29 protein-coding genes and 1 pseudogene are annotated in these 26,506 nt (G+C 62.3%); 14 read left to right on the top strand and 16 right to left on the bottom strand.

Going from position 1 to position 26,506, the window contains the following annotated elements; translation table 11 throughout:
* Positions 1-9 precede the first annotated feature (9 nt).
* Positions 10-336: an Rdx family protein gene (locus tag AC0L2A_RS02455; protein WP_091593461.1), complete on the top strand. Its 327-nt coding sequence runs from the start codon at positions 10-12 to the stop codon at positions 334-336.
* A 29-nt stretch (positions 337-365) separates the two neighbouring features.
* Here the strand turns inward: AC0L2A_RS02455 and AC0L2A_RS02450 are convergent, their stop codons facing one another.
* Together AC0L2A_RS02450 and AC0L2A_RS02445 are read right to left on the bottom strand one after the other, a co-directional pair.
* Positions 366-845 carry an anthrone oxygenase family protein gene (locus tag AC0L2A_RS02450; protein ID WP_091593459.1) on the bottom strand — a complete coding sequence of 160 codons (480 nt, stop codon included), beginning with the start codon at positions 843-845 and terminating at the stop codon, positions 366-368.
* A 1-nt stretch (position 846) separates the two neighbouring features.
* A complete protein-coding gene (locus AC0L2A_RS02445; protein WP_473513338.1) occupies positions 847-1,680 on the bottom strand; it encodes an NAD(P)H-binding protein in 834 nt (277 codons plus the stop codon).
* Positions 1,681-1,792: 112 nt separating this feature from the next.
* Here AC0L2A_RS02445 and AC0L2A_RS02440 point away from each other — a divergent pair, with 112 nt between their 5' ends.
* Positions 1,793-2,434, top strand: a complete 642-nt coding sequence (locus tag AC0L2A_RS02440; RefSeq protein ID WP_091593561.1) for a TetR/AcrR family transcriptional regulator — start codon at positions 1,793-1,795, stop codon at positions 2,432-2,434.
* Positions 2,435-2,503: 69 nt separating this feature from the next.
* Here the strand turns inward: AC0L2A_RS02440 and rpmE are convergent, their stop codons facing one another.
* Positions 2,504-2,725 (bottom strand): 50S ribosomal protein L31, encoded by a 222-nt coding sequence (rpmE, locus tag AC0L2A_RS02435; protein WP_006327661.1) that lies wholly within the window; start codon positions 2,723-2,725, stop codon positions 2,504-2,506.
* Here rpmE and AC0L2A_RS02430 point away from each other — a divergent pair.
* Together AC0L2A_RS02430 and AC0L2A_RS02425 are read left to right on the top strand one after the other, a co-directional pair.
* Positions 2,708-2,896, top strand: a complete 189-nt coding sequence (locus tag AC0L2A_RS02430; protein WP_139172593.1) for a hypothetical protein — start codon at positions 2,708-2,710, stop codon at positions 2,894-2,896. The two genes, rpmE and AC0L2A_RS02430, sit on opposite strands and share 18 nt — an antisense overlap.
* A gap of 35 nt (positions 2,897-2,931) precedes the next feature.
* Entirely contained in the window at positions 2,932-4,734 is a 1,803-nt protein-coding gene (locus tag AC0L2A_RS02425) for an ABC transporter transmembrane domain-containing protein (protein WP_091593456.1), read from the top strand.
* Positions 4,735-4,827: 93 nt separating this feature from the next.
* Here the strand turns inward: AC0L2A_RS02425 and AC0L2A_RS02420 are convergent, their stop codons facing one another.
* The gene (locus AC0L2A_RS02420) at positions 4,828-6,327 is read right to left on the bottom strand and encodes a carboxypeptidase M32 (RefSeq protein ID WP_473607360.1); all 1,500 of its coding nucleotides are present in this window, start codon (positions 6,325-6,327) and stop codon (positions 4,828-4,830) included.
* Between the two features lie 188 nt (positions 6,328-6,515).
* Between AC0L2A_RS02420 and AC0L2A_RS02415 the strand changes: the two genes are divergently transcribed.
* Positions 6,516-6,869 carry a DUF1304 domain-containing protein gene (locus AC0L2A_RS02415; protein WP_473607359.1) on the top strand — a complete coding sequence of 118 codons (354 nt, stop codon included), beginning with the start codon at positions 6,516-6,518 and terminating at the stop codon, positions 6,867-6,869.
* Between the two features lie 51 nt (positions 6,870-6,920).
* Here AC0L2A_RS02415 and AC0L2A_RS02410 read toward each other — a convergent pair whose 3' ends face one another.
* A complete protein-coding gene (locus AC0L2A_RS02410; protein WP_473607358.1) occupies positions 6,921-7,433 on the bottom strand; it encodes an SUKH-3 domain-containing protein in 513 nt (170 codons plus the stop codon).
* Positions 7,434-7,717: 284 nt separating this feature from the next.
* On the opposite strand from AC0L2A_RS02410, the gene AC0L2A_RS02405 reads away from it, so the two are divergent.
* A complete protein-coding gene (locus AC0L2A_RS02405; RefSeq protein ID WP_473607357.1) occupies positions 7,718-9,934 on the top strand; it encodes a tetratricopeptide repeat protein in 2,217 nt (738 codons plus the stop codon).
* A gap of 117 nt (positions 9,935-10,051) precedes the next feature.
* Here the strand turns inward: AC0L2A_RS02405 and AC0L2A_RS02400 are convergent, their stop codons facing one another.
* The 8 genes from AC0L2A_RS02400 to AC0L2A_RS02365 form a co-directional block, all read right to left on the bottom strand.
* Positions 10,052-11,083 (bottom strand): peptidoglycan -binding protein, encoded by a 1,032-nt coding sequence (locus AC0L2A_RS02400; protein WP_473607356.1) that lies wholly within the window; start codon positions 11,081-11,083, stop codon positions 10,052-10,054.
* Between the two features lies 1 nt (position 11,084).
* On the bottom strand, positions 11,085-12,110 hold the full coding sequence (locus tag AC0L2A_RS02395; protein ID WP_473513349.1) for a MotA/TolQ/ExbB proton channel family protein: 1,026 nt from the start codon (positions 12,108-12,110) through the stop codon (positions 11,085-11,087).
* 115 nt (positions 12,111-12,225) lie between these two features.
* A complete protein-coding gene (gene trhA, locus AC0L2A_RS02390; protein WP_473607355.1) occupies positions 12,226-12,930 on the bottom strand; it encodes a PAQR family membrane homeostasis protein TrhA in 705 nt (234 codons plus the stop codon).
* 124 nt (positions 12,931-13,054) lie between these two features.
* The gene (locus tag AC0L2A_RS02385) at positions 13,055-13,855 is read right to left on the bottom strand and encodes an inositol monophosphatase family protein (RefSeq protein ID WP_023800002.1); all 801 of its coding nucleotides are present in this window, start codon (positions 13,853-13,855) and stop codon (positions 13,055-13,057) included.
* 138 nt (positions 13,856-13,993) lie between these two features.
* Positions 13,994-14,560, bottom strand: a complete 567-nt coding sequence (gene efp, locus AC0L2A_RS02380) for an elongation factor P (protein WP_473607354.1) — start codon at positions 14,558-14,560, stop codon at positions 13,994-13,996.
* A gap of 212 nt (positions 14,561-14,772) precedes the next feature.
* Positions 14,773-15,804 (bottom strand): tetratricopeptide repeat protein, encoded by a 1,032-nt coding sequence (locus tag AC0L2A_RS02375; protein WP_473607352.1) that lies wholly within the window; start codon positions 15,802-15,804, stop codon positions 14,773-14,775.
* Between the two features lies 1 nt (position 15,805).
* Positions 15,806-16,453 carry a thiamine phosphate synthase gene (locus AC0L2A_RS02370; protein ID WP_091593557.1) on the bottom strand — a complete coding sequence of 216 codons (648 nt, stop codon included), beginning with the start codon at positions 16,451-16,453 and terminating at the stop codon, positions 15,806-15,808.
* 133 nt (positions 16,454-16,586) lie between these two features.
* Entirely contained in the window at positions 16,587-17,516 is a 930-nt protein-coding gene (locus AC0L2A_RS02365) for a DMT family transporter (RefSeq protein WP_091593437.1), read from the bottom strand.
* A gap of 134 nt (positions 17,517-17,650) precedes the next feature.
* Between AC0L2A_RS02365 and AC0L2A_RS02360 the strand changes: the two genes are divergently transcribed.
* The 5 genes from AC0L2A_RS02360 to AC0L2A_RS02340 all read left to right on the top strand — a co-directional run bounded on the left by AC0L2A_RS02360 (position 17,651) and on the right by AC0L2A_RS02340 (position 21,342).
* A complete protein-coding gene (locus tag AC0L2A_RS02360; protein WP_091593435.1) occupies positions 17,651-18,109 on the top strand; it encodes an Lrp/AsnC family transcriptional regulator in 459 nt (152 codons plus the stop codon).
* A gap of 111 nt (positions 18,110-18,220) precedes the next feature.
* Complete coding sequence (locus AC0L2A_RS02355) at positions 18,221-18,991, top strand: sulfite exporter TauE/SafE family protein (RefSeq protein ID WP_473607351.1); 771 nt, start codon at positions 18,221-18,223, stop codon at positions 18,989-18,991.
* A gap of 252 nt (positions 18,992-19,243) precedes the next feature.
* Positions 19,244-19,648 carry a hypothetical protein gene (locus AC0L2A_RS02350; protein ID WP_473607350.1) on the top strand — a complete coding sequence of 135 codons (405 nt, stop codon included), beginning with the start codon at positions 19,244-19,246 and terminating at the stop codon, positions 19,646-19,648.
* Between the two features lie 401 nt (positions 19,649-20,049).
* Entirely contained in the window at positions 20,050-20,580 is a 531-nt protein-coding gene (gene rcdA / locus AC0L2A_RS02345; RefSeq protein ID WP_091593429.1) for a protease adaptor protein RcdA, read from the top strand.
* A 411-nt stretch (positions 20,581-20,991) separates the two neighbouring features.
* Positions 20,992-21,342, top strand: coding sequence for a DUF2200 domain-containing protein (locus tag AC0L2A_RS02340; protein WP_473607348.1), 351 nt, complete (start codon positions 20,992-20,994; stop codon positions 21,340-21,342).
* Positions 21,343-21,589: 247 nt separating this feature from the next.
* On the opposite strand, the gene AC0L2A_RS02335 is transcribed toward AC0L2A_RS02340, so the two are convergent.
* The 3 genes from AC0L2A_RS02335 to AC0L2A_RS02325 form a co-directional block, all read right to left on the bottom strand.
* A complete protein-coding gene (locus tag AC0L2A_RS02335; protein ID WP_473492199.1) occupies positions 21,590-21,877 on the bottom strand; it encodes a hypothetical protein in 288 nt (95 codons plus the stop codon).
* Between the two features lie 323 nt (positions 21,878-22,200).
* The gene (locus tag AC0L2A_RS02330) at positions 22,201-22,674 is read right to left on the bottom strand and encodes a cyclophilin-like fold protein (RefSeq protein WP_473607347.1); all 474 of its coding nucleotides are present in this window, start codon (positions 22,672-22,674) and stop codon (positions 22,201-22,203) included.
* A gap of 91 nt (positions 22,675-22,765) precedes the next feature.
* Positions 22,766-23,872: an alpha/beta hydrolase gene (locus AC0L2A_RS02325; protein WP_473607346.1), complete on the bottom strand. Its 1,107-nt coding sequence runs from the start codon at positions 23,870-23,872 to the stop codon at positions 22,766-22,768.
* A 404-nt stretch (positions 23,873-24,276) separates the two neighbouring features.
* On the opposite strand from AC0L2A_RS02325, the pseudogene AC0L2A_RS02320 reads away from it, so the two are divergent.
* From AC0L2A_RS02320 to ruvA, 3 genes and pseudogenes are all read left to right on the top strand, one after another.
* A pseudogene (locus tag AC0L2A_RS02320) lies at positions 24,277-25,154 on the top strand (LysR family transcriptional regulator).
* Positions 25,155-25,333: 179 nt separating this feature from the next.
* Entirely contained in the window at positions 25,334-25,843 is a 510-nt protein-coding gene (gene ruvC, locus AC0L2A_RS02315; RefSeq protein WP_287319837.1) for a crossover junction endodeoxyribonuclease RuvC, read from the top strand.
* Between the two features lie 10 nt (positions 25,844-25,853).
* Positions 25,854-26,474, top strand: a complete 621-nt coding sequence (ruvA, locus tag AC0L2A_RS02310) for a Holliday junction branch migration protein RuvA (protein ID WP_473512270.1) — start codon at positions 25,854-25,856, stop codon at positions 26,472-26,474.
* Positions 26,475-26,506: the final 32 nt, after the last annotated feature.

Raw genomic sequence — 26,506 nt, 5'->3', positions numbered from 1 at the left:
CAATCTGACATGACCGAAAAGCCGTTGCCCCAGGTCCGCATCACCTATTGCGTGCAGTGCCACTGGCTGCTGCGGGCCGGCTGGATGGCGCAGGAGCTGCTGTCGACCTTCGCAACGGATTTGGGCGAGGTCACGCTGGTGCCCGGCACCGGCGGCATCTTCACCATTTCCTGCAACGACACGCTGGTCTGGGACCGCAAGCGCGACGGCGGCTTTCCCGATGCCGCAAGGCTCAAGCAGCTGGTTCGCGACGTGATCGATCCGGACCGCGATCTCGGCCATGCCGACCGCAAGAGCGACAAGTCAAAAGATACCCCGTCAAAAGACCCTGCCTGACGCAAGGTCTTTTAGACTTCTGCCCTCGTTCACCGCCACGCCACGATGAAGCAGGCCAGCGCGACGATGGCGGTGATGGTACGGACGTGGTTCCACATCACCCAGTCCCTGAGATAGGTGGCCCAAACGGCGGCGCCGTTGGCGCTTGCCGGATCGACGGCGGCCAGTGCGTTGTTGAGCGGCACGTTGAAAATCATCGTCACGATCAGGTTGCCGACGAGGTAGGTCAGGGCGCCGGCGAGAAGCCACAACGAGCCCGGTTGGCCCCAGCCGATGACAGCGCCGACGACGAGGACGAGGCAGATCAGCCCGGTGCCGAAAAGCGCGGTCATGAACAGCGGCGTCACCGCAGTGACGTTGATCGAATTCATGGCGGCGATACCGCCCACGGCAGGCATGCGGGCGAGGCCCGGCATGACGAAGCTGGAGAAGGCGAAGAAGACACCAGCGACGACGCCCGAGCCGAGCGCGGCGATGAAGGTGAGGCTGGGAAGCAGTTTCATGATCATGTCAGTCACTCCATATGCCCGTACCAGCGGTTTCGGTTGCATAGGCGGAAAAGTCCTTTGGGGCGCGGCCGAGCACGCGCTCGACGCCGTCGGTCAGCGCCTCGTTGCGACCGTCGAGCACTTCGGTGAACAGCTCGTTGAGCAGCCAGGCGAACTCGGCAGGCAACTCGTATCCGGCTACTGCGGCGGTGAACTCGGCATGCGAAATCCTGACAAAGCGGATGTCGCGGCCGGCCGCCTTGCCGATCTCGGCGACCGCGTCGGCGAAGCTCAGCAGACGCGGCCCGGTCAGCTCGTAAAGCTGGCCGACATGGCCTTGCCGGGTAAGCACCGTCACGGCGGCATCGGCAATGTCGTCGGCATCGACGAACGGTTCTCCGACAGTGCCGACCGGCAAAGCCACCTCACCGGCCAGCAGCGGATCGAGCAAAAAACTCTCGCTGAAATTCTGGGAAAACCAGGCGCAGCGCAGGATCGTCCAGTCGGCGCCTGAGGCTTTCAGCATCTCTTCGGCACGTTGCGCTTCGATCTCGCCGCGCCCCGACAGCAGCACCAGCCGGCGCACACCGCTTGCCACGGCAAGGTTGGCGAAGGCGCCGACCGCTTCGGCCGCGCCGGGCACCGCAAGATCGGGATAGTAGCTGATGTAGGCGGCACCGACACCATCGAGCGCGGGTTCCCAGGTCGTATCGTCTTCCCAGTCGAAGGGCGGGGTGCCCGAGCGCGAGCCGATCCGTACCGGCAGGCCCTGCGCCGTCAGCCTGTCCGCGAGACGACGGCCGGTTTTGCCGGTGCCGCCGAGGATCAAAATCGGTTTTGCTGCTGTATCGATCATGGCGATTTTCCTTTGCTCACAAATATGAGTAATCCTCACATTTGCAAAACGTGATAAACCCTCGTATTTTGTGAGTCAAGCCAGTTTGTTGATCATTCGCCAGGAGACAGTGATGGAAGGCTCGAGCGTAGCGGGTTCACAAGATGGCCAGATCGCATCGCCGCGCCGGGCGCCCAGCCAGCAGCGCAGCCGCGAGCGGGTCGAGCGGATGCTGGCCGCCGCCTCTGCGCTGATCGCCGAGCGAGGCAGCGATGTCATGCGCATGGGCGAAGTTGCGGAACGGGCCGGCGTGTCGATCGGCTCGCTCTACCAGTTCTTCCCGGACAAGCGGGCGATCATCTGGACGCTGGCCGAGCGCCACACCGCCGAAAGCCAGGCCTGCATCGCGGCAGCGCTTGCACAGGTCAGCGACGCCGAAGGGCTGCGGCGGGCATTTTCCGAGCTGGTGGATATCTATTACGGGCTGTTCCTGGCCGAGCCGGTAATGCGCGACATCTGGTCGGGCACACAGGCCGACAAGGCGCTACGCGAACTCGAGCTCGCCGACAGCCGGGCCAACGCCGAATTCCTCACCGCGGTGCTGAAGCGGCTGCGGCCTACCGCCGATCCGGCGGCGCTGGAAACGACGGCGTTTCTCATCTGGCAGATGGGCGAGGCCACCATGCGGCTGGCGATCTCGGTCGGTCGAAAGGAAGGCGACGACCTGGTCGCCGCCTACAAGCGCATGGCGCTGCGCGAACTGGTCGACGAATAGAGCCGCATTCCGGTAAGAAAAAACCCGCCACGAGGGCGGGTTCCTTCTGATCCGAAAAAGGCTTACGGCTTAGAGCCCAAAACCTTCGAAACGCTTCTTGAACTTCGACAGGCGGCCGCCGCGGTCGAGCAGGGTCTGCTGGCCGCCGGTCCAGGCCGGATGGGTGGTCGGGTCGATGTCGAGGTTCATCGTATCGCCTTCCTTGCCCCAGGTCGAACGGGTCATGTATTCGGTGCCGTCGGTCATGACGACCTTGATGGTGTGGTAGTCGGGATGGATATCGGTCTTCATTGTGCTATTCCTGGTTCGCTGGCGCCGCTGACGGGCGTAAAGCCTGCGTCGATGCGCCCCTTTTTAAAACTCGAAGCCGCAGCTATTGAGGAGCCACGGCTTTTAAAAACGGTCGGCGAGCCTATACATCAGCCGGAATTGAATCACAAGGCCGCGGTAAGCGCATATTGAGGCGCATGCCCAGAAGGCGGCCAGAGGAAACGGTCATGGCGCACACCAGCGGCGATGCAGACGAGCGTAGGCGCTCGCTCAAGCCGCTGCGGCGCCTGTTCCCCTACATCACCCGCTACCGGAAAATGGTCATTGGCGCGGTCGTCTCGCTGACCGTTGCTGCGGCGACGACGCTGGCGCTGCCGCTGGCCGTGCGGCGCATGATCGACCATGGCTTTTCCGCTTCCGATTCCATTTTCATCGCCGAGTATTTCGCCATGCTCGTGGTGATGGCTGCCTTGCTCGCCGCGGCGTCGGCCAGCCGCTATTATTTCGTCATCACGCTGGGCGAGCGCGTCGTCGCCGACATCCGCAGCGACGTGTTCCGCCATGTCACGACGCTGTCGCCATCCTTTTTCGATACCGCACAGTCGGGCGAGATCGTCTCGCGGCTCGCCGCCGACACGACGCAGGTCAAGTCGGCGGTCGGTGCCACCGCATCGGTAGCGCTGCGCAACGTCATTCTTGGGCTTGGCGCCGTGGCTATGATGGTCTTCACCAGCCCGAAGCTGTCGGGCCTCGTCATCGCCGCCATTCCGGTGATCGTGCTGCCGCTGGTCGCCTTCGGCCGCTCGGTGCGGCGAAAATCGCGGCTGGCGCAGGACACGCTGGCCGACGCCACGGCCTACGCCAGCGAGCAGATCGGCGCGGTGCGCACGCTGCAGGCCTTCACCAATGAGAAGCTGGTCACCGGGCATTTTTCAGCTGCCGTGGAAGCCGCTTTCGCGGCGGCGCGATCCTCGATCTTTGCCCGCTCCTTCCTCACCTTCTTCGCCATATTCATGATCTTTTCCTCGGTGGTGGCGGTGCTGTGGTTCGGTTCGCGCGACGTGCTCGACGGCACGCTGTCGCCGGGCACGCTCGGCCAATTCCTGCTCTATTCGGTGTTCGCCGCCGGCGCGCTTGGCGCGCTCTCGGAAGTGTGGGGCGAGCTTTCTCAAGCCGCCGGTGCTGCCGAACGGCTGACTGAGATCCTGGCCGAGACGCCCGCGATCCAGGCCCCGGCGCATCCGAAACTGCTGCCGGCGACGGCCAGAGGCGCAATCAGTTTCGACGATGTGTCCTTCTCCTATCCGGCCGGGCCCGACCGCGCTGCCGTCCACGGCCTGAGTTTCCAGGTCAAGCCCGGCGAGACGGTGGCGATCGTCGGCCCGTCGGGTGCTGGCAAGAGCACCGTCTTTTCGCTGCTTTTGCGCTTCTACGACCCCGAGACCGGCAAGATCATGATCGACGGCGTCAATGTGCGCGAGGCCGACCCCGTCGCCATCCGAGAGCGAATCGCCATCGTGCCGCAGGACGTCACCATCTTCGCGGCCAGCGCGCGCGACAATATCGGCTTCGGCCGTCCGGACGCCAGCCAGGCCGAGATCGAGGCGGCGGCCAGGGATGCACTTGCCGACGAGTTCATCCTGAAACTCGAAAAAGGCTATGACAGCCAGGTCGGCGAGCGCGGCGTGACCTTGTCCGGCGGCCAGCGCCAACGCGTGGCGATTGCCCGCGCGATACTGCGCCATGCGCCGATCCTTCTGCTCGACGAGGCAACCTCGGCACTGGACGCCGAAAGCGAGACGCTGGTGCAGACGGCGCTGGAGCGGCTGATGCAGGACCGCACGACGATCGTCATCGCCCACCGGCTGGCGACGGTGCTGAAGGCCGACCGGATCCTGGTCATGGATGGCGGCTGCATCGTCGAGGAAGGCACCCACCAGAGCCTCGTCGCCAAGGGCGGCATCTATGCGCGGCTGGCCAAGCTGCAATTCGAAACCGGGGCGAACGCTTTCAGGGGCGCCGCGGAGTAGTAGGACGACGCTGCCAAACGGCTTCGCCTTTTGCAAACGGCGCTGGTCGGCAGTGACGAAAGTGCCGCCGCGTTCGATGCGCTTAATGGTATGTCAGGCGCCCTTCAGCACCTCCCCATAGCGCTTGCGCAAATGCTCGGTGAAATGCGTGGCGTTGAGCTTCTCGCCGGTGGCGCGTTCGAGCAGGTCGGGCGTCGACCAGCGTGAGCCTTGCGACCAGATCTTTTGCCGGCGCCAGTCGTTGATCGCCGCGAAATTTCCCTTGGCGAGATCTTCGTCGGCGCAGGGATGGTCTCTGGTCAGGGCGGCCCATTGCTGCGCCGCCATCATCGCGCCAAGTGTATAAGACGGAAAATAGCCGAACGCAGCACCCGGCCAGTGCACGTCCTGCATCGGCCCGTCGGCCGGGTTGTCTGATGTCGACAGGCCGAGATAGTCGCGCATCCTGGCGTCCCAGGCCTCGGGCAGGTCGGCGGCCTCCAGCCGCCCCGAGACAAGCTCCTGCTCCAGCTCGTAGCGCAGGATGACGTGCAGCGGATAGGTCACCTCGTCGGCGTCGACGCGGATCAGCCCGCGCTCGACCCGGTGTACGTGCGGCAGGATGTCTTCGATCGACCACGCCTCGCCGAGATGCTTTTCGACCACCGGCAGCGCCCAGCGCCAGAATTCGGGGTTGCGGCCGATCTGCTTCTCGACGAACAGGCTCTGGCTTTCATGCACAGCCATGCCGCGCGCCTTGCCGAGCGGCCAGTGCGCCCACGCCTGCGGCAGGTTCTGCTCGTAAAGCGCATGGCCGGTCTCGTGCAGCACGCCCATCAGCGCCGACAGGAAATCGGAGGTCTTGTAGCGGGTGGTGATGCGCACGTCGCTCGGCACGCCGCCGCAGAACGGATGATGCGATACCGACAGCGAGCCGTGGGTGAGATCGAAGCCGACCGCCGCCATCATGGCGAGGCCAAGCTCGCGCTGCTTTTCGATCGCATAGCTGCCCGAAAGCGGTTTTAGCGGATGTTTCGCCAGCCGCTCATCCTGCACCGCCAATGCCTCCGGTACGAAATCCCGCAGGAACGTCTTCAACTCGGCGAAGACCGGCGTGATGTCGGCGGCGCGGTTGCCGGGATCGTACTGCTCCATCAGCGCGTCGTACGGATCAAGGCCGAGCACGTCGGCGCGAAGGGCTGCTTCCTCGCGCACCAGCGCGACGACGCCTTCGAGCGCCGGCAAGAACCCGGCCCAGTCGTTCTTTGCACGCAAGTCGCGCCACAACTGCTCGGAGCGCATCCGGGCGGTGGTTTGGCGCTCGACGAATTCGACCGGCAGGCAGGTCAGGTTGGTGTATTGCCGCCGGAATTCCTTGACCGCTGCCTGCTGTTCTTCGTTCAGCGTTTCCTGTTCGGCCGCTGCGATCCAGTCGGCGATCTCCGGCGCTGTCGCTCTGGCGTGATGCATGCCGGCCAGCGCCGACATCGCCTCGGCGCGCTTTTCGCCGCCGCCGACGGCCATGTGGGTCGCCTCGTCGGCGCCGAGAATGGCGAGCGCATGCTCCAGTGCTTCAAGCTTGTGGCCGAGGTCGTCGAGTTTTTGAAAGGACATGGTGGCTTCCGCTGAATTTGAACGGCGGGAAAAGATACCAATGCGCTGATATTGGCAACCCTGAAAGGCCGTCGGCGATGGGCACATGGTTGCTGGCCAGGATGCACGCTGCAATGGGTCTTGCGGGAGCGGTGGCGTGCGTGATCAATGTCGCGAGGCGGCGGCGCGTCGCATCGGGGAGACGAAGCATGATCGCCAATGTGCTGGTCGGGTTGGTGGCGCTGATCCACCTTTACATCGTCTATCTGGAGATGGTGCTGTGGGACACGCCGCGCGGCCACAAGGCGTTCAAGCTGACGCCGGAATTCGCCAGCGCATCGAAAGTGCTTGCGGCCAACCAGGGACTTTACAACGGCTTTCTCGCAGCCGGGCTGATCTGGGGGCTTTACCTCGGCGCGGCTGGTTTCCAGATCAAGGTGTTTTTCCTGCTCTGCGTCGCCATCGCCGGCCTCTACGGCGCGGCGACTGCCAGCAGGAAAATCCTCTACATCCAGACCGTGCCGGCGGCAGTTGCCCTGACCGCGCTCGCTTTGAGCCAGTAATCTGACGCTGAGGGCCGCAAGCCCGCTTAGGGTGGAAAGCAGTCGGTTGTCCTATCCCGTCGTCAGTTCCTCGATGCTCAGGATTTGAGGATTTCCACGCAGAAGTACCTCGCCATACCATGACATTTTATCATGTGATGGCAGAAGGAGGGGTGACGCCTTTCGGCCCAGCAGGGCGCGCTCCATTGCTTCGCCAAAAGTGCGGCCCATAAAGCCTATGCCGGCCATGTCAGGAAACACCACAAACACCCGGCCCTCTCTGTCGACATACAGGCTTTCGTGACGATTGTGAGCTGTGGCAAAGCAAGCCAGTTCCGTCTGTAGCAAGTCTCCAATTTCGAGAATTTCTCGGTAGCCTTCGTGTGGAGACCAGCAGAAGATGATATCGCTCCGGGCACATTCTATCCCAGGGCCGAGCTTGCCGACATTGAGGCCACCGAACTCGCTGAGAATGGCAGCCACCGGATGATTAGCCGGGACCGCTGGAGACACGGGCACCTTGCGCTCAGGAAACCATCCGCCTGCGGCAAAGATCGGCAAAACAGTGGTCGGTAGAGTTGCCATTCTGAATTTATGGTCGGTAGTTTCAAGGTCCGCAATGGGTCAATCCTTGCGGTTCCTCGAACAGGAAGGTCGCCCAGTGGTTCACCTACGACACAACCGTCGGAAATTCTGGTTCCAAACAAATCTCTGCCCTTCCTTCGAAGGAGGTTGTAGGGCAAGCCGTGGCCCGAACCGAACATCGACAGCGGAAGTCAGTGCAGTTCCCGTTGTGTTGCATATGCGAAACGCCGAGATCATAGTTACAATCGCGTTTCCAGAGCGCAATTAACCGCGATGACCTGATCATGGACCGGAAACTTGCAGCAATCCTGGCTGCGGATGTGGTCGGCTACTCGGCGCAGATGGAGCGCGACGAGAAGGGAACGTTTGCGCGGCTCAAGGCACACCGCACCGAGATCTTCGAGCCCGAGATAGAAAGGCACCAGGGCCGAGTGTTCAAGTTCATGGGCGACGGGCTTCTGGCCGAGTTTGGGAGCGTCGTTGACGCGGTTGAATGCGCGGTAGCGGTACAGAGGGAGATGGCCGGGCGCAACGGCGGGACGGCGGCCGACAAGCGCATTGAGTTCCGCATCGGAATCAATCTCGGCGATGTCATTGTCGAGGGTTCGGACCGTTACGGCGAAGGTGTGAACATCGCCGCTCGCCTCGAACAGCTTGCCGAGCCGGGCGGCATCTGCGTCTCGCGAACCGTCATCGATCATCTGGGCAACAAGCTTCCCGTCGGTATCGAAGCGATGGGCAAGCATCAAGTCAAGAACATTGCAAAGGCAGTAGAGGCCTATCGCGTGCGGATCGATGGCGCCCGTGCGCTTCCGACGGCCGCGCCGGCTACGAGGTCATTTCGCGCCCGTTACGCAGGAGCGGCTGTGGCCCTCTTCCTTCTTGTTCTGGGTGCGCTTTTGTGGTTCGGGCCGTGGATGTCGGCCACTGAGTCCGTAACCGCGACGGGGCCAATTGTCGAGGACACAAGACCTTCGCTTGTCGTCCTCCCCTTCGACAGCCTGAGCGACGACAAGCACCAGAGCTATCTCGCCGAAGGCATCACCGAGGACATGACGACCGCGCTTGCCCGCGTTCCGGGTCTCTTCGTCATCTCGCGTAATTCAGCCCTTGGCTACAAGAACAAGACGGTAGCGCCATCCCAGGTCGCGAAAGAGCTTGGTGTCCGCTACATTCTCGAAGGCTCGATCCGGCGCGCCGGCGACGGCATGCGCATAAACGCCCAACTCATCGATGCCACGACTGGCGGGCACTTGTGGGCCGAGCGCTTCGACGGTGCATCGGGCGATGTTTTCACGCTTCTGGACCAGGTCGTCAGCAATGTGGCTTCCGCCCTCAAGCTTCGACTCGTTGCCGGCCCGCGCATGGCTGAGACTCCGGGCGGAACGGCCGATACCGCCGCCTACGATCTCTATCTCCGAGGCCTGGCGATCAGCTATGCGATATCTTCTTCGCCGGCCGAAGCGGCAGCGTTCTACCGCCAGGCGACCGCGCTCGATCCGAATTTCGGGTGGGCCTGGGCTGAACTTGCCTGGCTCTATTGGAACAGCTCGGGTGACGCCAAGGCGCAGGAGGCGCTGGGCACCGCCATTGACGAGGAGACTGCGAGCAAGTTCAAGGAACTCGTCAAGGAGGCGGAAAAACATCCCTCGTCAACCTACTATCAACTGATGGCTTCCGTGCAGATCTATCAGGGGAATTCCGACGAGGCGATTACCGCTGCCGAGCATGCCATCGCGCTCGATCCAAGCGACTTCTGGGCCTATGAGCAACTTAGCAAAGCTTTAGTTTACAACGGGCGGAAGGCGGATGCGAAGGCTTATCTCGATGCAGCCTGGCGCGTCGATCCTCAGCCGACGGCGTTTCGATATCTCCTGGCGGGGCTTGTCGCATTTTCCCTGGACCAGTTTGAGGACGCTATTGCTTCACTCGACAAGGCCGACCCCCGACAGTTCACTATCGCCAACAAACGTCAGCGTCTGTTCTTGCTTGCCGCCGCTCACGCGCATCTCGGCCAGACGAAGGAGGCGGCTTCAACCAGGGCCGAGCTTGAAGCCTTCGCCAACGCCAACGGATTGCGGGCGATTGGAGACCTTGCCTTCAAGCAGCGCGCCGACATGGAGCGTCTGCTGGCTGGGTTAACCAAGGCGGGCGTGCCCGACCTTCCTTTCGGCTACAGCTTGGGCTCGAAAGATCGGCTTACCGGTGAGGAGATCAGGTCGCTCATCATAGGTCACGAACTCCGTGGCCGGGATATCAACACGGCTGAACCCTATGTGCGCAACACGGGAGCGGACGGCACCGTCAACATGGCTCTCGGCTCATGGTCCTCAACCGGAGCGAGCAAGGTCGACGGAGATTTTCTCATCACGCAATGGGACACTATCCTCGGTACAGGCCGTGCGGTCATCTTCCGCAACCCAGACGGTACCCGCGAAAAGCAAAACGAATATCTGCTGATGACAAATGGGCAGGGCGTCGAGTTCTCGGTCGTCAAGTGACGGTTAGCACCGCGGGCCGACATGAGGATCGCCGAGCCCGACATCCGCGCATTCTTGATCCACACATTCCAATCAAGGGAAGCGCCCTAAATGCGGCCGCCGCCTGGAGCCGGGCGATCAGCGCTCGGTTAGTTTCAGCTCGATGCGGCGGTTCTTGTTGCGCGCGTCTTCGGTGTCGGCGGGGTCGAGCGGCTGGAATTCGCCGAAGCCGGCGGCAACCAGGCGGTTGGCCGGCACGCCGTTCTCGATCAGGAACTTCACCACCGAGGTCGAGCGCGCCGTCGACAATTCCCAATTGTCGCGGTAGCGGCCGGTGCCCGACAGCGGCTTGTCGTCGGTGTGGCCGTCGACGCGCAGCACCCAGTTGATCTCCGGCGGGATCTCCCTCTGCAGGTCGATGATGGCGTCGGCGAGCTTCTTCATCTCGTCCTTGCCGGCATCGTTGATCACTTCGGAGCCTGTCGGGAAAAGCACTTCCGACTGGAAGACGAAACGGTCGCCGACGATGCGGATGTTCTCGCGATCGGCGAGGATTTCGCGCAGGCGCCCGAAGAAGTCGGACCGGTAGCGGTTCAGTTCCTGCACACGTTGCGCCAGCGCGACGTTCAGGCGGCGGCCGAGATCGGCGATCTTGGTGTTGGACTCGCGATCGCGCGCTTCCGACACGTTGAGCGCTTCTTCGAGCGCTCCGATCTGTCTGCGCAGCGCCGAGATCTGCTGGTTGAGGATTTCAACCTGGCTCAGTGCCTGCTGGCTGATCTGGCGCTGGTCGTCGAGTTCGCCCGAAAGCGCCGCTGCCCGCTGGTTTGCGGCGTCGCCGGCACCGGCGCCTTGCGCCAGCAATTGCTCGAGCCGGCTCTTTTCCGCCTCCGACGCCGACAGCGACGCCTGCAAATTGGCGAGCGAATCTTCCCTGTCCTGCGTCGTCGAGCGCTCCAGTGCCAGAAGCTGGGTCAGTTCGTTGATCTGCGAATTGAGGCGGTTGAGCACCGTGTCCTTGCCGGAGATTTCGCGGCCGAGCAGGAACTGCGCCAGCACGAAGACGGTAAGCAGGAACATGATCGCGAGCAGCAACGTCGACAGCGCGTCGACGAAGCCCGGCCAGTAATCGATACGGCGATCGGCACGCCGGCTCCTGGCGAGAGCCATGCTAATGGACTCCAGTCTTCTTCAGGGCGTCGGCGATCTTCTCCAGCGTGTTGCGCATCGCCTTCTGCTCGTCCGACTGGGCCTCGACCCAGTCGCGCATGATCTGCTGCTCCGAGCGCATGTTCTTGACCAGGCCCGAAATGCCGTCGGCAAGGTTGGCCATGGCGGTGGCGACACGCGGATTGGCGCCGCCGCCGTTCTCTTGCATGCTGCGCAGTCTTTCCGACAGGACGCGGATCTCGTCGGAGGACTCGACCTTGGGCGGTTCGGCGACGACGATGTCGGAGGATAGGTCGGTGACCGATGACAGCCAGTTTTCGAGCTCGGTGTAGAAGCGTGTCTGGGCGCGGCCAGCCTGCAGGTCGAGGAAGCCGAGCACCAGGGAGCCGGACAGGCCGAACAGCGACGACGAGAAGGCGGTGCCCATGCCGGCAAGCGGCGCGGCAAGCCCGGCCTTCAGAGATTCGAGCACGGCTGCGGCATCGCCGGTGCCGGGATCGAGCGAGCCGATGGTTTCGCGGATCGAGCCGATCGTGTTGAGCAGCCCCCAGAAGGTGCCAAGCAGGCCGAGGAACACCAGCAGCCCGACAAGATAGCGCGAGGTGTCGCGGCTTTCGTCGAGGCGGGTGGCGATCGAATCGAGCATGGTGCGCATCGAGCTGGTCGAGAAGGCGATCGTCGGCGAGCGGCCGATCATCGCCTTCATCGGCGCCAGCAGCACCGGTTCGGTGGTTTCGGAGCCGGCCCGAAAAGAGTTGACCCAGCGCACTTCGCGAAACAGCCGGCCGACCTGCGCGAAGGCCAGCAGGATGCCGACCGCAAGCACGCCGACGATCAGGCCGTTGAGACCGGGATTGGTGGCGAAGGCTGTCGAGATCTGCCGGGTCAGTATGGCGGCGATGAAAGCGACGATCATCAGGAAGATGACCATGGTCAGCAGAAAGACCTGCGGGCTCGACAATTTGTGCGGATCGTACATCAGCACGTCGGAGCGCCTGCCCATGCCGAAGGATTTGAAAAAAGCCATCCGTGCCCCGTTTCCGATGCCGCCGCCGCCGCCAATTCACGTTTGACGGCGACTCTAAACGCAATTGTGACCAAATTGAATGGCGCTTGGCAATATTGCCAAGCAGACCATTGCGTTAGGGTCGGTTGATGACCAGGCAGTCGACCATGGCGGCAAGATGCAGGCCGGCGCCGGTGACGACAAAGCCGTGCCACAGCGCATTGTGGAAGCGCAGGCCCTTCCAGGCGAAGAAGACGACGCCGCAGGAATAGACGATGCCGCCGGCGACGATCAGCGCGATCGATGTCGTCGGCAATGTCTCGACGAGCGGCTCGACCAGAACGATGCCGCTCCAGCCGATGGCGAGATAGAAGACGATCGCCAGCCGGTCGAAGCGACCGGGAAGAAGCACTTTGATGGCGATGCCGATCGCTGCCGCGGCCCAGACCAGGACGATCATTGAGATGGCCAGCGACGAACCGTCGAGCTGGGCGAGGAAAGGCGTGTAGGTCGCGGCGATGAGCAGATAGATCGCGGCATGGTCGAAGCGCCGCAATATCCACTTGGCAGGCGACGACACCGGCCACAGATTATAGGCCAGCGACACCGACAGCACGGCGAGCAGCGAAACCACGTAGAAAGCGGCGGCGATATATTCGCCCGGACCGGTATGGAAGGCAGCCAGCGCCAGCAGCGTCGAGCCAGCAGCAATGGCGAGCACGATGCCCACCGCATGGACGATGCCGTCAGCGATCATTTCGGCGCGCGAATAGTGCCAGCGTCCCATGAAGGGGATTTCGATCTGTATCTCGATCTGGGATTTCGGGCCGATACGCGTCATGAATGATCCTGCATCCGCCTATTTGGGCGCATGCCGGACAGCATTTCAAGCTTTCGTTGCGGTGTTGCGACTGCGGCGGTTCAGCGCGCCAAGTCCGGGTTCATGCTTTTTCGGGGATCATGGTCTAGCGCGGCGTCACCGGCTTCCTGACGGTCTTCAACAGCGCACGCTGGATGGTCTCGTTGCCGGCGACGATCGAGCCGCCATCCAGCATGTTCTGCCCGCCGGCGAAGTCGGAGATGAAGCCGCCCGCCTCGCGGATCAGCAGGATGCCGGCGGCGACGTCCCAGGCCGACAGGCCGGTTTCCCAGAACCCGTCCATGCGGCCGGCAGCGACGTAGGCGAGATCGAGCGAGGCGGAGCCGAGGCGGCGCACGCCCGAAACTTCGGCCATCACGTTGCGCAGCTCGATCAGGAAATTGCCATGTTGGCCGCGGCCGAGATGCGGCACGCCGCAGCCGATCACCGTGTCGATCAGCTTGGTGCGGCCGGCAACCCGCAGCCGGCGGTCGTTCATGAATGCGCCGCCACCGCGCTCGGCGGTGTAGAGTTCGTCCATCGCCGGATTGTAGACGACACCGGCGACGATCTGGCCCTGGCGCTCCAGCGCGATCGAGATGGCGAAGAGCGGAATGCCGTGCAGGAAATTGGTGGTGCCGTCGAGCGGGTCGACGATCCAGCGGTGCTGGCTGTCGTCGCCTTCGATCAGGCCGCGCTCCTCCATCAGGAAGGCATAGCCCGGCCGCGCCTTCGACAGCTCGGTGAAGAGGATTTCTTCTGCCTTGCGGTCGGCCTGGCTGACATAGTCGCCCGGCCCCTTCATCGAGACCTGCAGGTTCTGCACTTCGCCGAAATCCCGCGACAGCGAGCGCCCGGCCTTCATAGCGGCCTGGACCATGACGTTGAGGATCGCGGAACGCGCCATTGCTCTTCTTCCTGCCGCTGCGCCTATTTGCCTTGAGGCATGATCTTATCCAAAAAGTCTGCAACTTTTTGGGATGATGCTATTTGCTTTGAGACATGATCTTGTCCAAAAAAGTCTGCAACTTTTTGGGATCATGCCTTAGTCGGCGCGGCGCACATAAGTGATTTCGTTGGTGTCGACGATGATACGCTCGCCCGAGCCGATGAAAGGCGGCACCAGCACGCGAATGCCGTTTTCCAGCATCGCCGGCTTATAGGACGAGGCGGCGGTCTGGCCCTTCACCACCGGGTCGGCCTCGGTGATCGTCAGCGTCACCTGGTCGGGCAGCGAAATGCCGATCGGCCTTTCGTCATAGAGCTGGACCGTCACCATCATGCCGTCCTGCAGGAAGGCAGCGCGATCGCCGACGAAATCCTTTTGCAATTCAAGCTGCTCGTAGTTTTCGGTGTCCATGAACACCAGCGCTTCGCCCTGTTCGTAGAGGAAGGAGAAATCCTTCATCTCCAGTCGGATCTGCTCGACTGTCTCGGCCGAGCGGAAACGCTCATTGAGCTTGGTGCCGTTGATCAGGTTCTTCAGCTCGACCTGGTTGTAGGCGCCGCCCTTGCCGGGCTTGACGGTGTTGGTTCTAACAGCCACCCACAGGCCGCCATCATGCTCGATGACATTGCCGGGACGGATTTCGTTGCCATTGATCTTGGCCATGATGATGTGATCCGGAATGAGATTTTCGCCACGAAAGCGAATTGGCGCCTCCAAGACCACAAATTGCCTGGAGAGGCAAGGGAGTGGACAGGAGGGGGACTGGGCAAGAGAATGGCCAAGGGGATGGCTTGAGAGGGAGAGGGGGGCGGAGCCGCCCCCTCGCCAAGCATCCAACCCGCGCCACTGCCAAATAATTCACTGTCCGCGACGCGTTACGGCAGGCGGTTGGCCTTCTGCAGCACCTGCTTGGTCTGGTCGTCGGTCAGGCCCTGCAGAAAATCGTCCATCTGCGGGTCGATCAGCCCGGCGCGCCGTGCGACGACGTACCAGGCGCCGGCAAGGATCGGATCCGGATCGGTGCCGATGCCGGCCATGTAAAGCTTTGCGAGGCGGTTCTGGGCGGCGACATTGCCGCCCTCGGCGGCCTGTTTCATCCAGCCGAAGCCGGACTTCAGGTCGCGGGCGCCACCGCGTCCCTCGATCATCCAGGCAGCGAGATCGATCTGCGCCGTATCGTAGTTCTGCCTTGCTGCCTGCGCCAGCAGGCCGCGCGCCTGGGCATCGTCGCGCAGCTTGCCGCCGACGCCATTGGCATAGACCTGCGCCAACGCATATTGCGCGTCGGCAAGGCCGGTCGCGGCGGCGCGCTGATAATAGGACACCGCCTTTGCGATGCCGGCATCGCCGGGGTCCTGCCGCACCAGCAGCTGCGCGAAATTGAACTGCGCCAGACGGTTGCCGGCCTCGGCGGCGGCCTGCATCAGCGCGTAAGCCCCTTTCTCGTCCTTCTTGACGTAGCGGCCGTCGAGCAGCATCAGCGCATATTGGAACTGCGATTCCGGTATGCCCTGCTCGGCGGCAAGCGCGTACCACTTGGCCGCCTCCGCAGCGTCGACCGGCAGGCCAAGGCCGCGCGACAATATCTCGGCGATCAACGTCTGCGCCGCCGGATCGCCGTTCTGGGCGCGAACCAGAGCGAGGTTGTAGGCCGTCTTGTAAAGGCCGCGCTGGAAGGCGCCATAGGCAGAATCCGACGGCTTTGCACCGAAGCGGTCGGGATTAATGGCGTCGGCCGACGGCAGCGGCGCCGTGGTGGCGGGCTGCGGCAGCGGCGTGGCGATCGGCTTGTCCGTGCTTGCAGCGGTGTCGGGCTTCGGTTGCGGCAATGGGACGGTTTCCGCCACGGCGACCTGCACCGTGAGCTGCGCAAGCAAAGCACCGAAAAGGATTGTCGGCGCGGGCACGTCAGTCCTCGAAACGCGGCGCGGTTTCGTCGAGCAGCGCGTTGGCGCTGGCGACTGCCATCTTTGGGTCGATGCCCTCGGCAAAGACGGCGCTGGACAGCGCCACGAATTCGGCGCCGGTGGCAGCCACCGCTTCCACCGAAGTGATGTCGGACCCGGCCATGACGATGCAAGGGATTTGGATCACATCCGCCCACCATTGCCCCAGCGACAGGTTGCGTGGGTGCGGCTCCGGCTTGTTGTCGTAGCCGAAGCGGCCGAAGAAGATGTAGTCGGGCCTGAGTTCGCCGAGTTCCAGCGCATCGTCGCGAGTCTTGGCGCCGCCGGTGCCGACCATCATTTTTGCCTGGAAACGCTCGATCGTCTCGGCGAGTTCGGCCTTGCCGGCCTCGACATGAAGGCCATCGGCCTGGACGCGGCCGGCGATGCGGGTGTCGCCGGCAATGATGACAGCGATGCCTGCCGCTTGCGCCGCCGGCACGATCTGTTCGGCGAAGGCCTGGAAGGAGGCTTCGTCCATGTCGTTTTCGGGCAGGATCAGCGAGGCGACGTCGCCGCCCTCGAACGCCGCGCCGATGTGCTCAGCCGGCATGCCGGGCGGCGCGATCAGCACGATGCGGCAGCGATTTGGAGGCGTTGCGTCGTTCATTGGTTTTTGACCCCGGTTTTCGCCTATGCCGGGCGAAGATGGTTGCATTGCGGCATAGAGCAAAGTGCCGGCCTTGAACAGGCGGGCGGCCAGGACCGTTGGCGCATGATTGTCGCACGGCGACGTTGTTGCCTCACTTGATTGCCTGGGTGCTCTCGGCTGGGGTCTTCGATTTCCACAGCGTCCAGCCAAGATTCATGCCGGCGGCGGCGACTAGGATGGCGGCGCCGCCGACCATCTGGGCCGGATGCAGCCGGTGGCCGAAGGCGACGACATCGACCAGGATCGCGACCACAGGGTAGATGAAGGACAGCGACCCCTGCAGATAGGTTGGCAGCTTCTGGATGGCGCCGTACATCAGGATGTACATCAGGCCGGTATGGACGACACCAAGCGTCGCCAGCATGCTCCAGCTCCACACGTCGGCGGGAAGGTGGGAAAGGTTGGCGAAGGGTGCCAGGATGACGACGCCGACGCAGACCTGGATGAGGGCGATCAGGTGCGGCGACGTGCCTTTGAGCTTCTTGGTGACGATGGCGGCGACGGCCCAGAAGAAAGCCGCACCCAGCGCCATCGCGATGCCGATAAAATAATCCGTGCCCACATTACCTGTATTGGGGCCTGCATCGGAGCCGGCATCAGGCGAGCCTTGCACGATCAGCAGCATGCCGGCGAAGGCGATGCCAAGCCAGGCCAGCTTTGTCAGGGTCAGCCGCTCTGAGAAGAAGAGCGCGCCAAAGCCGACCAGCATGAAGGGCTGCGTGTTGTAAACAGCCGTGGCGATCGAGATCGAGGCGCGGGAAAACGAGCTGAACAGCAGCAGCCAGTTGATGACGATGGCCGCGCCGCCAAGGGCCGCAATCGCCACGATGCGCAGTGACAGCGTGCCGCGCAGCAGCCCCAGGGCAGCGCAGATGATCAGCAGCGTTATAGCGCCGAAGGCGCAGCGCCAGAAGACGACGTCCATGATGGGTTCGCCCGACATGACGACGAACCATCCGATCGTGCCGAGGATCACCATTGCGGCCGTCATTTCGACCGTGCCACGCACCGTGCTGTCCATGAATATTGCCTCTCGAAACGCTGATGGTTGATAATCCCATGCCACATCAGCGCTTTCAATAATTTGCGCCGGGTGATATGCCCGTTATACCTAATTAAATAAGGTGACGATGGCCTTTTCCTTGGGAATGTCAAATGCTGGACGATCTGGACCGACGCCTTCTCGAAAGCCTGATCAAGGATTCGCGAACCTCATTGAAGGAACTGGCCCAACAGGTAGGACTGTCATCGCCGAGTGTCGCGGAACGCCTGCGTCGGCTGGAGGATCGTGGCGTTATCAGGGCCTTCACCGTCGAAATCGATCCCCAAGCGCTCGGCTACACCTTGCAGGCGATCGTTCGCATCCGGCCCTTGCCGGGCAAGCTGCATATTGTCCAGAAGCTGATCGAGGAGATTCCGGAATTTGGCGAATGCGACAAGGTGACGGGCGACGACTGCTTTGTTGCCCGGCTGTTCGTGCGCTCGATCGGCGACCTCGACAAGCTTCTCGACCGTATCGCCGACAAGGCCGAAACGAGCACAGCCATCATCAAGGCGCAGCCGATCCGCAGGCGCCCGCCGCCACTCGGCGCAACTGCCTCCTCAAAACCATGACAGGCCTCAGCACGAACGACCACAGCTTCGTGTGCGCATTTGCAGTCGCGGCGCGAAGGTTTATCGGCTATTCCAGCGTCTGCACGCTTTCCCTCCAACTGCTCCCCGCCGATGTCAGGCCTTCTGATAGATCCCTGGTTCTATGTCGCCGCCATTCCAGCCGTCATCCTGGTCGGTCTGTCCAAGGGCGGCTTTGGCGGTGCGGTCGGATTCGTCGGCGTGCCGCTGATGGCGCTGGCCATGCCGCCGGTGCAGGCAGCCGCCATCCTGCTGCCCATACTGTGCCTGATGGACATCGTCTCGGTGTGGACATGGTGGGGGGTCTACGACCGCAAGATGCTTGCGGACATGATGCCGGGGGCAGTGATCGGCATCGGCCTCGGCTGGCTGACCGCGGCGCTGGTGACAGCGGAAATGGTGCGGCTGATCGTCGGCGCCGTGGCGATTATCTTCGTGCTTCGCTGGGTCTATCTACAAATGCGGCACGGTGCGAGCCATTCGGCCGAGCCCAACCGCGCGGCTGCCGCATTCTGGGGGACGGTCGCCGGCTTCACCAGCTTCGTCGCCCATGTCGGCGGCCCGCCCTTTCAGGTCTATGCGCTGCCGATCCGGCTCGATCCGAAAGTGCTGTCGGGCACCGCCGCAATCTTCTTTGCCGCCACCAACGCGTTGAAGCTCATCCCCTATTTTGCGCTCGGACAGTTCGACACCACCAACCTGACCGCATCGGCGGTTCTGGTACCGCTGGCGCCGCTCTCGACCATCGCCGGCGCCTGGCTGGTGCGGCGGATGCGACCGGAACTGTTCTACCCCTTCACCTATGCGACCGTAGCGGTCGTCGCGGTCAAGCTCCTGTGGGACGGGATTGCCGGCCTTCTCTAGATTGCGTCGCGCGGGAGACGGCATTGTTCGGCGTCCTGTGAGACACGGCCGGAAGGGAACCGCTCGAGGATTGCGCAAGCGCGTCACGCCGTTTTCGGCTATTCTGGCAGCGCCGGGGAAGGGTCGGGCGCGATGCGACATCGTCCAGAAACATTGCCGATGCTAATGCGCCGATGCCGGGGACCCGGTGGCGGGGCGACCGCCTGATCTCAACCCATTCCCATGACGGGAAAAGGCAAATCGGGGCACACAATGCAAAAGGTAGCACGAAACTTCTTCACACTGGCCGTTGTCTACGCACTGGTCGGGATGGCGCTCGGCCTGCAGATGGCGATCAGCAAAGATCATGCGCAGATGCCAACCCACGCCCACATCATGGTGGCCGGATGGCTGATGTCGGCGGTGTTCGCCTTCTTCTACCATCTGTTTCCGGCAGTCGCGGAAAAGACGCTTGCCACCGTGCATTTCTGGTTGACGGCAATCAGTGGCACTGGCCTGTTGATCGGCCTTTACATCATGCTTGCCGGCAACCCGGTGATCGAGCCGCTGGTGGCAACATCCTCGACGGGCTTTTACGCGGGGCTGCTGCTGTTCGCCTATATCGCGCTGCCGGTGGTGTGGAAGGCAGAGCGGCATGCTGAGACGCAAAAGGCCTGAGTCCAAAGGTCTAGGCCCCAAAAAGCCTGGAGTTGTTGTGCTGTTACGGCACAGGCGGGCGACGCTTGTTCAAAAAATATCCACGCTGTTAAGGCTTCATTAAGCTTTACGGGCGTTTACTATGCGCATCCAGTGATCTGGATTCTTACCGAGTGGTTGGAGCCACTTTGTTTGACGCCTCCCTGTTAAACTCCTGAGAGCCGCCTTATCCGCGGCTCTTTTTTTTCGGCGATCCGGATTGCCGGTCGCCCGTGCCGCTACGCCGCCGTTAACCGTTTGTTAAACATGTGCTTGCCTTCACCGCCGGCGAAGCGCATTTTCAAGCCTCGGTCATATAGGGTGCAGGCGTGACGGCGATGACGCCGATTCGGCCGGCTGTAAGGCAAGTGCAGGGCGTATCGATGAACGATCCTTCGATGGGAAGCGCGAAAACCATCAAGCTGGCGGAGCGCCGGGTTTTCTCCCAATCCTTCAAGCCGCTCTACCAGGAAGGCATGGGCCTGGTCGAGCAGGCGGCCGAATATCTGGACGGCAAGGGTCGGGCCGAGGCGAAGAAACTGTCCAGGCTGGCGGCGACGCTCTATGCGGCCGAGTCGATGCGACTGACCACGAGGCTGATGCAGGTCGCCTCATGGCTGCTTCTGCAGCGCGCCGCGAATTCCGGCGAGATGACTCGCGATCAGGTTGCTTCCGAAAAATCCAAGGTGCGTCTCGATACCGCTTCCGCCAACAACGATGCCGCAGGCTGGGTCGAGCTGCCCAAGGATTTTCTTGACCTCATCGACCGCTCGCTGCGCCTGCAGGCGCTGGTGCGTCGCATGGACGAGGAAATCTACGGCGGCGCCGTGGCCGAGGCCGCTCCATCCGGCCGCCGCATCAATCCGGTTTCCGACCAGATCACGCTGCTCAACACGGCTTTCGCCCGCGGCTGAGAGACTGCTCGATAATTCTCCGCTAAACGCCAGGAGCGTCCTTTTGTGGGCCAATCCTCAAATCGTGTTCGGGCCGAAATGGGGCCGCAAGCCGCCGGGTTGGCTTCGAGCATAATTGCGCAAACGCGCCATTTACGCGCTCACTAGTCCCCATACTGCCCAGGGGCAGGGTAGACAGGCACTAGATCTTGCATTGCCCGGTAGGATAGCCAAACCTGTGCCCGAGTAGCGCGACCGGTCATCCGTTGAAGGCAAGATCAATAACGACGGCCGGATCCAGTCGTCGCAGGATGCGATCGACGCGATCAAAGCATTGCCGAGGCGACGAGCACGGGTAGAATTGACGCGGACAGCATCGAACATCTGCGGCGCTGTTTCAAACCTCTGGTCCAGCCCGCATAAGGGGGTGCAATGACCGAGCATCGAATCTATTCCATGAGCTTTGCCAGCGTCTATCCGCACTATGTCGCCAAGGCGGAAAAGAAAGGACGCACCAAAGCCGATGTCGATGAGATCATCTGCTGGCTGACGGGCTACACCCAGAAGCGGCTGGACGCCCAGCTGAGGAAGAAAACCAGCCTGAAGGATTTCTTTGATCAGGCGCCTCAACTGAATCCTTCTCGGAATTTGATCACGGGGGTGATCTGCGGTGTCCGGGTGGAAGACATCGAAGACCCGCTGATGAAGGAAATCCGCTACCTCGACAAGCTGATCGACGAGCTTGCCAAGGGCAAGGCGATGGAGAAGATCTTGCGGAAATGACGCGATCGCACGATCGCATCGACCGCGATCCGTTTCAGATCGGATACCTGAAGAACGCCGTTGGCGAGGGTCGCGACGGCATCGACAACGATGGACACAACGAAATTCGACATCGACACAGGGCGGCTTCGGCCGCCCCGTTTGATGGCAACGGATGACGTTCACGGCTCTGTAGCACGGCGGCGACGAGCCCGACACGATGTCGCAGGCATATCCACGCGACGGGCAGCAAGGGCCGTCGCCGACTCTATGTTCCCTTTACGATTCTCGGCTTGATTGATCGGCGGGGTTGAGCCGCACTTTCAAGGGCCAAGGCCAGCCGTTTCTCGTCTTCGAGGGCGCGATCGACTGCCTCGATTTCCTCTTGGAGCTCCTTTAGCTTGGCTCCGTAGCTGGAGCCATCGCTGTCCCCGATCTGAAAGCCGCTTGCCCGCATTGCGTCGCGGGTATGGTGCACGTTACGGACTCCTTCGCGTCGAGTCGCGACCAGGATTTCCCTGAACTCTTCAAGACGTTCAACGTGATTGCGAGGCATTGCGTTCTCCTATTTCGTCGTCATCGGCGCTGGCGGCGATTCAGCAGGGTTACAACGTACGGCGCAGAAGGTTTAGGCGACTCTAAGAGATACGCTCGACAAAGCATGAATGCGAAAGCTCAAATTTGATCGTCTTGCCGGTCTTGCCACAAAGTGGAGCGGGAGGAGGAAATTGGCTGAAACCCGACCGATCACCGACCAGGTGCCAGACACTTCGGCCGAGCGCGTCAGCTACTCGGCGCGCTTGCTGGTCCATCCAGCTGCCGATTCTGGATCGCGAGGGTCCGTTTCCGAGGCGCGGCAGGGTCTTGATTGCGCGGCGTTCATCCATTGCGCGGTAGCCTTCCGATCTCAGGAAGAATTTCGACGCGCAGCGGATGCTCTCCGCGCACCAGAAGCGGCGCTGGCCCCTGGTCGAGGCGCCCGAGCCGGAGCAGGCCGCGCGACGACCGATAGGGACCATGAAACATCGCAAGATTGCCCCAAGGGGCGTAGTAGCAAAGATCGCCAACTGCCTCGTTCCCAAAGCGACCGCTGCCTTCCTCGGTGAGCTTGCGCGGCAGATAGGCGATCTTCTCGTTGGACGAATAGTCGTCGATCGTCAGGTCCAGCGGCAGCATCGAGACCAGATCGCGCGCGGAAGGGTTGTCGTCCAGCGTCACCGTGAAGTCCTGATCTGTAAAAACAAATCTCAGGCGCATTGATGCTCCTTTCTTGCCCGGGGTTGTGGAGCGCGCACCAAAGAGGGAAACGCGAAGCTGGCAGCACCTGCCAGCAAGCTGCGGCGCGAAAGCCATGCGGCGTCACGTGTCATTTCAGGGCTCCCGATTGGCGCAGCCATGCCCATGGTTTCTGGCCCACGGCCGCATCCTCGATGATACGGCCCTGCTAAGCGGCCAGATGCTGACCGAAGAAGCGCGTCAGCTTTTCGAAGGGAATGAGGTCGACACGGTCATAAAGGTCGACGTGACCGGCGCCCTGAACCCAGACCAGTTCCTTCGGCTCGGCTGCCAGTCTGTAAGCCTCCTCGCTGAACTCTTTCGAATGCGCCTGATCGCCGCTGATGAACAGCATTGGGCGCGGCGAGATCGTCTCGATGTCGTTGAACGGGTAGAAGTTCATGAATTTGACGTTGCTGGTCAGCGTCGGCTTGGTCGTTATCTGGTCGGAGACACCCGTCGGGGTAAACTCGCCGCGGGGTGTCCGATAAAAATCGTAGAACTCACGCTGGATGGGATGCGTCGACGCGGTCAGTTCGAGATCAGTTCCGCCCGTATACTGGATCTGGCCGCCTTCGAATTCGGAGTAGCGCTGCTCGGCGGCCGCCGCGATGATCTGCTTTCGTTGCTCGACGCTTAGCGAGTGATTGAGTGCGTTCCGGTTCGCCGCGCCCATGTCATACATGCTGACCGTGGCGATGGCGCGCATGCGCGGGTCGATCTTGGCGGCGCTGATGACGAAGCTGCCGCTGCCGCAGACACCGATCGCGCCAATGCGGTTGCGGTCCACGAACTCGCGTGTCCCGAGGAAGTCCACCGCCGCGCTAAACGCCTCGGCATAGACATCCGGCGAAACGATCTGGCGAGCTTCGCCCTCGCTCTCGCCCCAGAAGGGCAGGTCGATCGCCATGGCGACGAAGCCCTGCTCGGCCATCTTCGTGGCGTAGAGGGTCGCGCTCTGTTCCTTCACCGCGCCCATGGGATGGCCGACGACGATAGCCGGATGCTGCACTGCGCGGTCGAGATTCTTGGGAAGGAGCAGATTCCCGGCGACATTTGCCTGATATTGGCTTTTGAAGGCGACCTTTTCGAGAGTCACCTGACCGCTGGTATAGAAATTGTTTGCACTGTTTGACATGTGTTGAGCCTTTGCGAAGGGAAGGTTGAAGAGAGGCGCCGCACTGAAGGTGGCGACGCCGGCACCGGTCAGCTTCAAAAGCTCGCGCCGGTGGATTTCACGCACTGACGTTTTCGTATCAGGGCTATTCGCAGTCACTTCTGATCTCCTGTAAGTTTGGCTTGGAGTTGAGCCACTCGCTGCCTTGGCCAGTCCTCTTCGGGGCTTGAGCAGACGCCGCCCATTTCCGATCAGCATGATTCCGATGCCAGCCAGAATCACGCTGCCGACGAACGTGGCGGAGATCGTCAGGCCATCCAACAGCACCCCTCCGACGACCGCGCCCAGAAGGTTCGAAGCCTTTGATCGCCACGACCGTCAGGCTGCCGGCGGTCTCTGGCATCGTCCGCATTTTGCGACATCCATGTCATCCAGATCACCGACATGGCGGTATTCGTCGCTCCCCAGAGTGCAACCTAATGGCTTTGGAATATGTCGAGTAGCCCTCGAAATCGGCATGGACTTATCGATAGGGTCGAATAATCTGAGGCGGAAGGAGTCTCATGACCAGAACCGACCTCAACCAACTGACCTGGTTCCAGGCTGTCGCCGAGGAGCGCAGCTTCACCAGGGCTGCGGCAAAGCTGGGCGTGGCGCAGTCGACGCTCAGCCATACGATCAAGCAGCTCGAAGCGCGCATGGGCATCCGCCTGCTGACGTCGCAACGACGATCGCGGGCGAACGGCTGCTGCATGCAATTGCGCCGCGCATCGCCGAAATCGAAGACGAGATCGCGGCGCTGACGGCGCTCCGCGACAAGCCGTCAGGCTCGATCAGGCTGACCCTGTCCGACCATGCACTCGAAAGCGTGGTCTGGCCCAAGCTCAAGCCGGTGCTTGTCGCCTATCCCGATATCAGCGTCGAACTGATCCTGGACAGCACCTTCCGCAACATCGTTGAGGAAGCCTTCGACGCCGGCGTCCGGATTGGAGAGAGCGTTGAGAAGGATATGATCGCGGTGCGTATCGGTCCCGACTGGCGTCTGGTAGCCATTGCTTCGCCTGCCTATCTCGCCGCGCATGGTGTGCCCGAGCACCCGCAAGAATTGATCCGGCATCTCTGTATCAACATGCGTCATGAAAGCGCCGGCGGTCTTTACGCCTGGGAGTTCGAGAAGGATGGGCAGGCGCTCCGCGTTCGAGTGAACGGTCAACTGACCTTCAATAATACTTATGCCATGATCGATGCGGCGGCCAGTGGATACGGCGTCGCCTACGTCCCGGAGAACATCGTCGAGCAGCACATCGCACGTGGCAAGCTGGTTCAGCTCCTGGACGATTGGTCGCCGTTTTTTGAAGGCTATTTCCTCTACTATCCGAGCCGTCGTCAAAATCTTCCCGCGTTCAAGGTCATCGTCGATGCGCTACGACATCGGAATTGAAGCGAGGGGATCTACGCGCGGCTCACGGACCCAAATGTCCGCTCCGCTTCGGTTCTCGCAAACCACGCCGTCTGTCTCGTCAGAACGAATTCTCAAACAGCCTGTGGGACGCAGCGGAATCGTTTCTGGTTTGTTCACATTTCGCTGGCATCGCTGTCCGCCACGGGTAGACTTGGCGGATGGGGGAAACGATTCGCATCATCGGCATCGATCCGGGGCTGAGGCGCACCGGCTGGGGCATCGTCGAAAGCCTCGGCAACTCGCTGCGCTTCGTCGCCTCCGGCACCGTGCGTTCAGACGACAAGGCGGCGCTGGCGACACGGCTTTGCCAGTTGCATGACGGGCTTGCCGAGATCCTGCACGCCGCCATGCCGCACGAGGCGGCGGTCGAGCAGACATTCGTCAACAAGGATGCGGCCGCGACCCTGAAGCTCGGCCAGGCGCGCGGCATCGCCATGCTGGTGCCGGCGCTGGCCGGCCTGGTCGTTGCCGAATATGCGCCCAACGCCGTCAAGAAGGCGGTGATCGGCGTCGGCCATGGCGACAAGAAGCAGATCCACATGATGGTCAAGGTGCTGATGCCGAAGGCGACGTTCGACACCGACGATGCCGCCGACGCGCTGGCCATTGCCATCTGCCACGCGCATCACCGGCAGAGCGTTGTCTATAGGTTGGCGGCGCTGGCATGAAGGACCACACATGATCGGCAAGCTAAAAGGCACGCTGGACGAGATCGACGAGGATTTCTGCATCGTCGACGTGCACGGCGTCGGCTATGTCGCCCACTGCTCGACGCGCACGCTGGCCGCCTTGCCGGCCCCCGGCGAGGCGGTGGTGCTGTTCATCGAGACCTATGTCCGCGAAGACATGTTGAGGCTGTACGGTTTCCAGTCGGTTCTGGAGCGCGAATGGTTCCGGCTGCTGATGAGCAATGTGCAGGGCGTCGGCGCCAAGGTGGCGCTGGCCATTTTGTCGACGCTGGCGCCGGCCGATCTCGCCAATGCCATCGCGCTGCGTGATATTGCCATGGTCAGCCGCGCGCCCGGCGTCGGTAAGAAGGTGGCCGAGCGCATCGTCACCGAACTGAAGAACAAGGCGCCGGCCTTTGCAGGCGCTGCCTCCGGCACCATCGGCCTGAAGCAGGAGCTTGGCGAAGGCGTCGCGCCGGCGCCGATCACCGACGCCGTCTCGGCGCTGGTCAATCTCGGCTATTCGCGCGATACGGCCGCCAATGCGGTGGCGGCGGCGCTGAAAAGCGCCGGTGAGGACGCGGATGCGTCGAAGCTGATCCGCTTCGGGCTGAAGGAACTGGCGCGGTGAGACCGTTGCCCGAGAAATAAATTCCGACTAGG

The organism is Mesorhizobium sp. WSM4844 (genome assembly GCF_055811775.1).
Note: the sequence above shows the minus strand (reverse complement) of the source record. Positions and strands in the feature narration are given on the sequence as shown.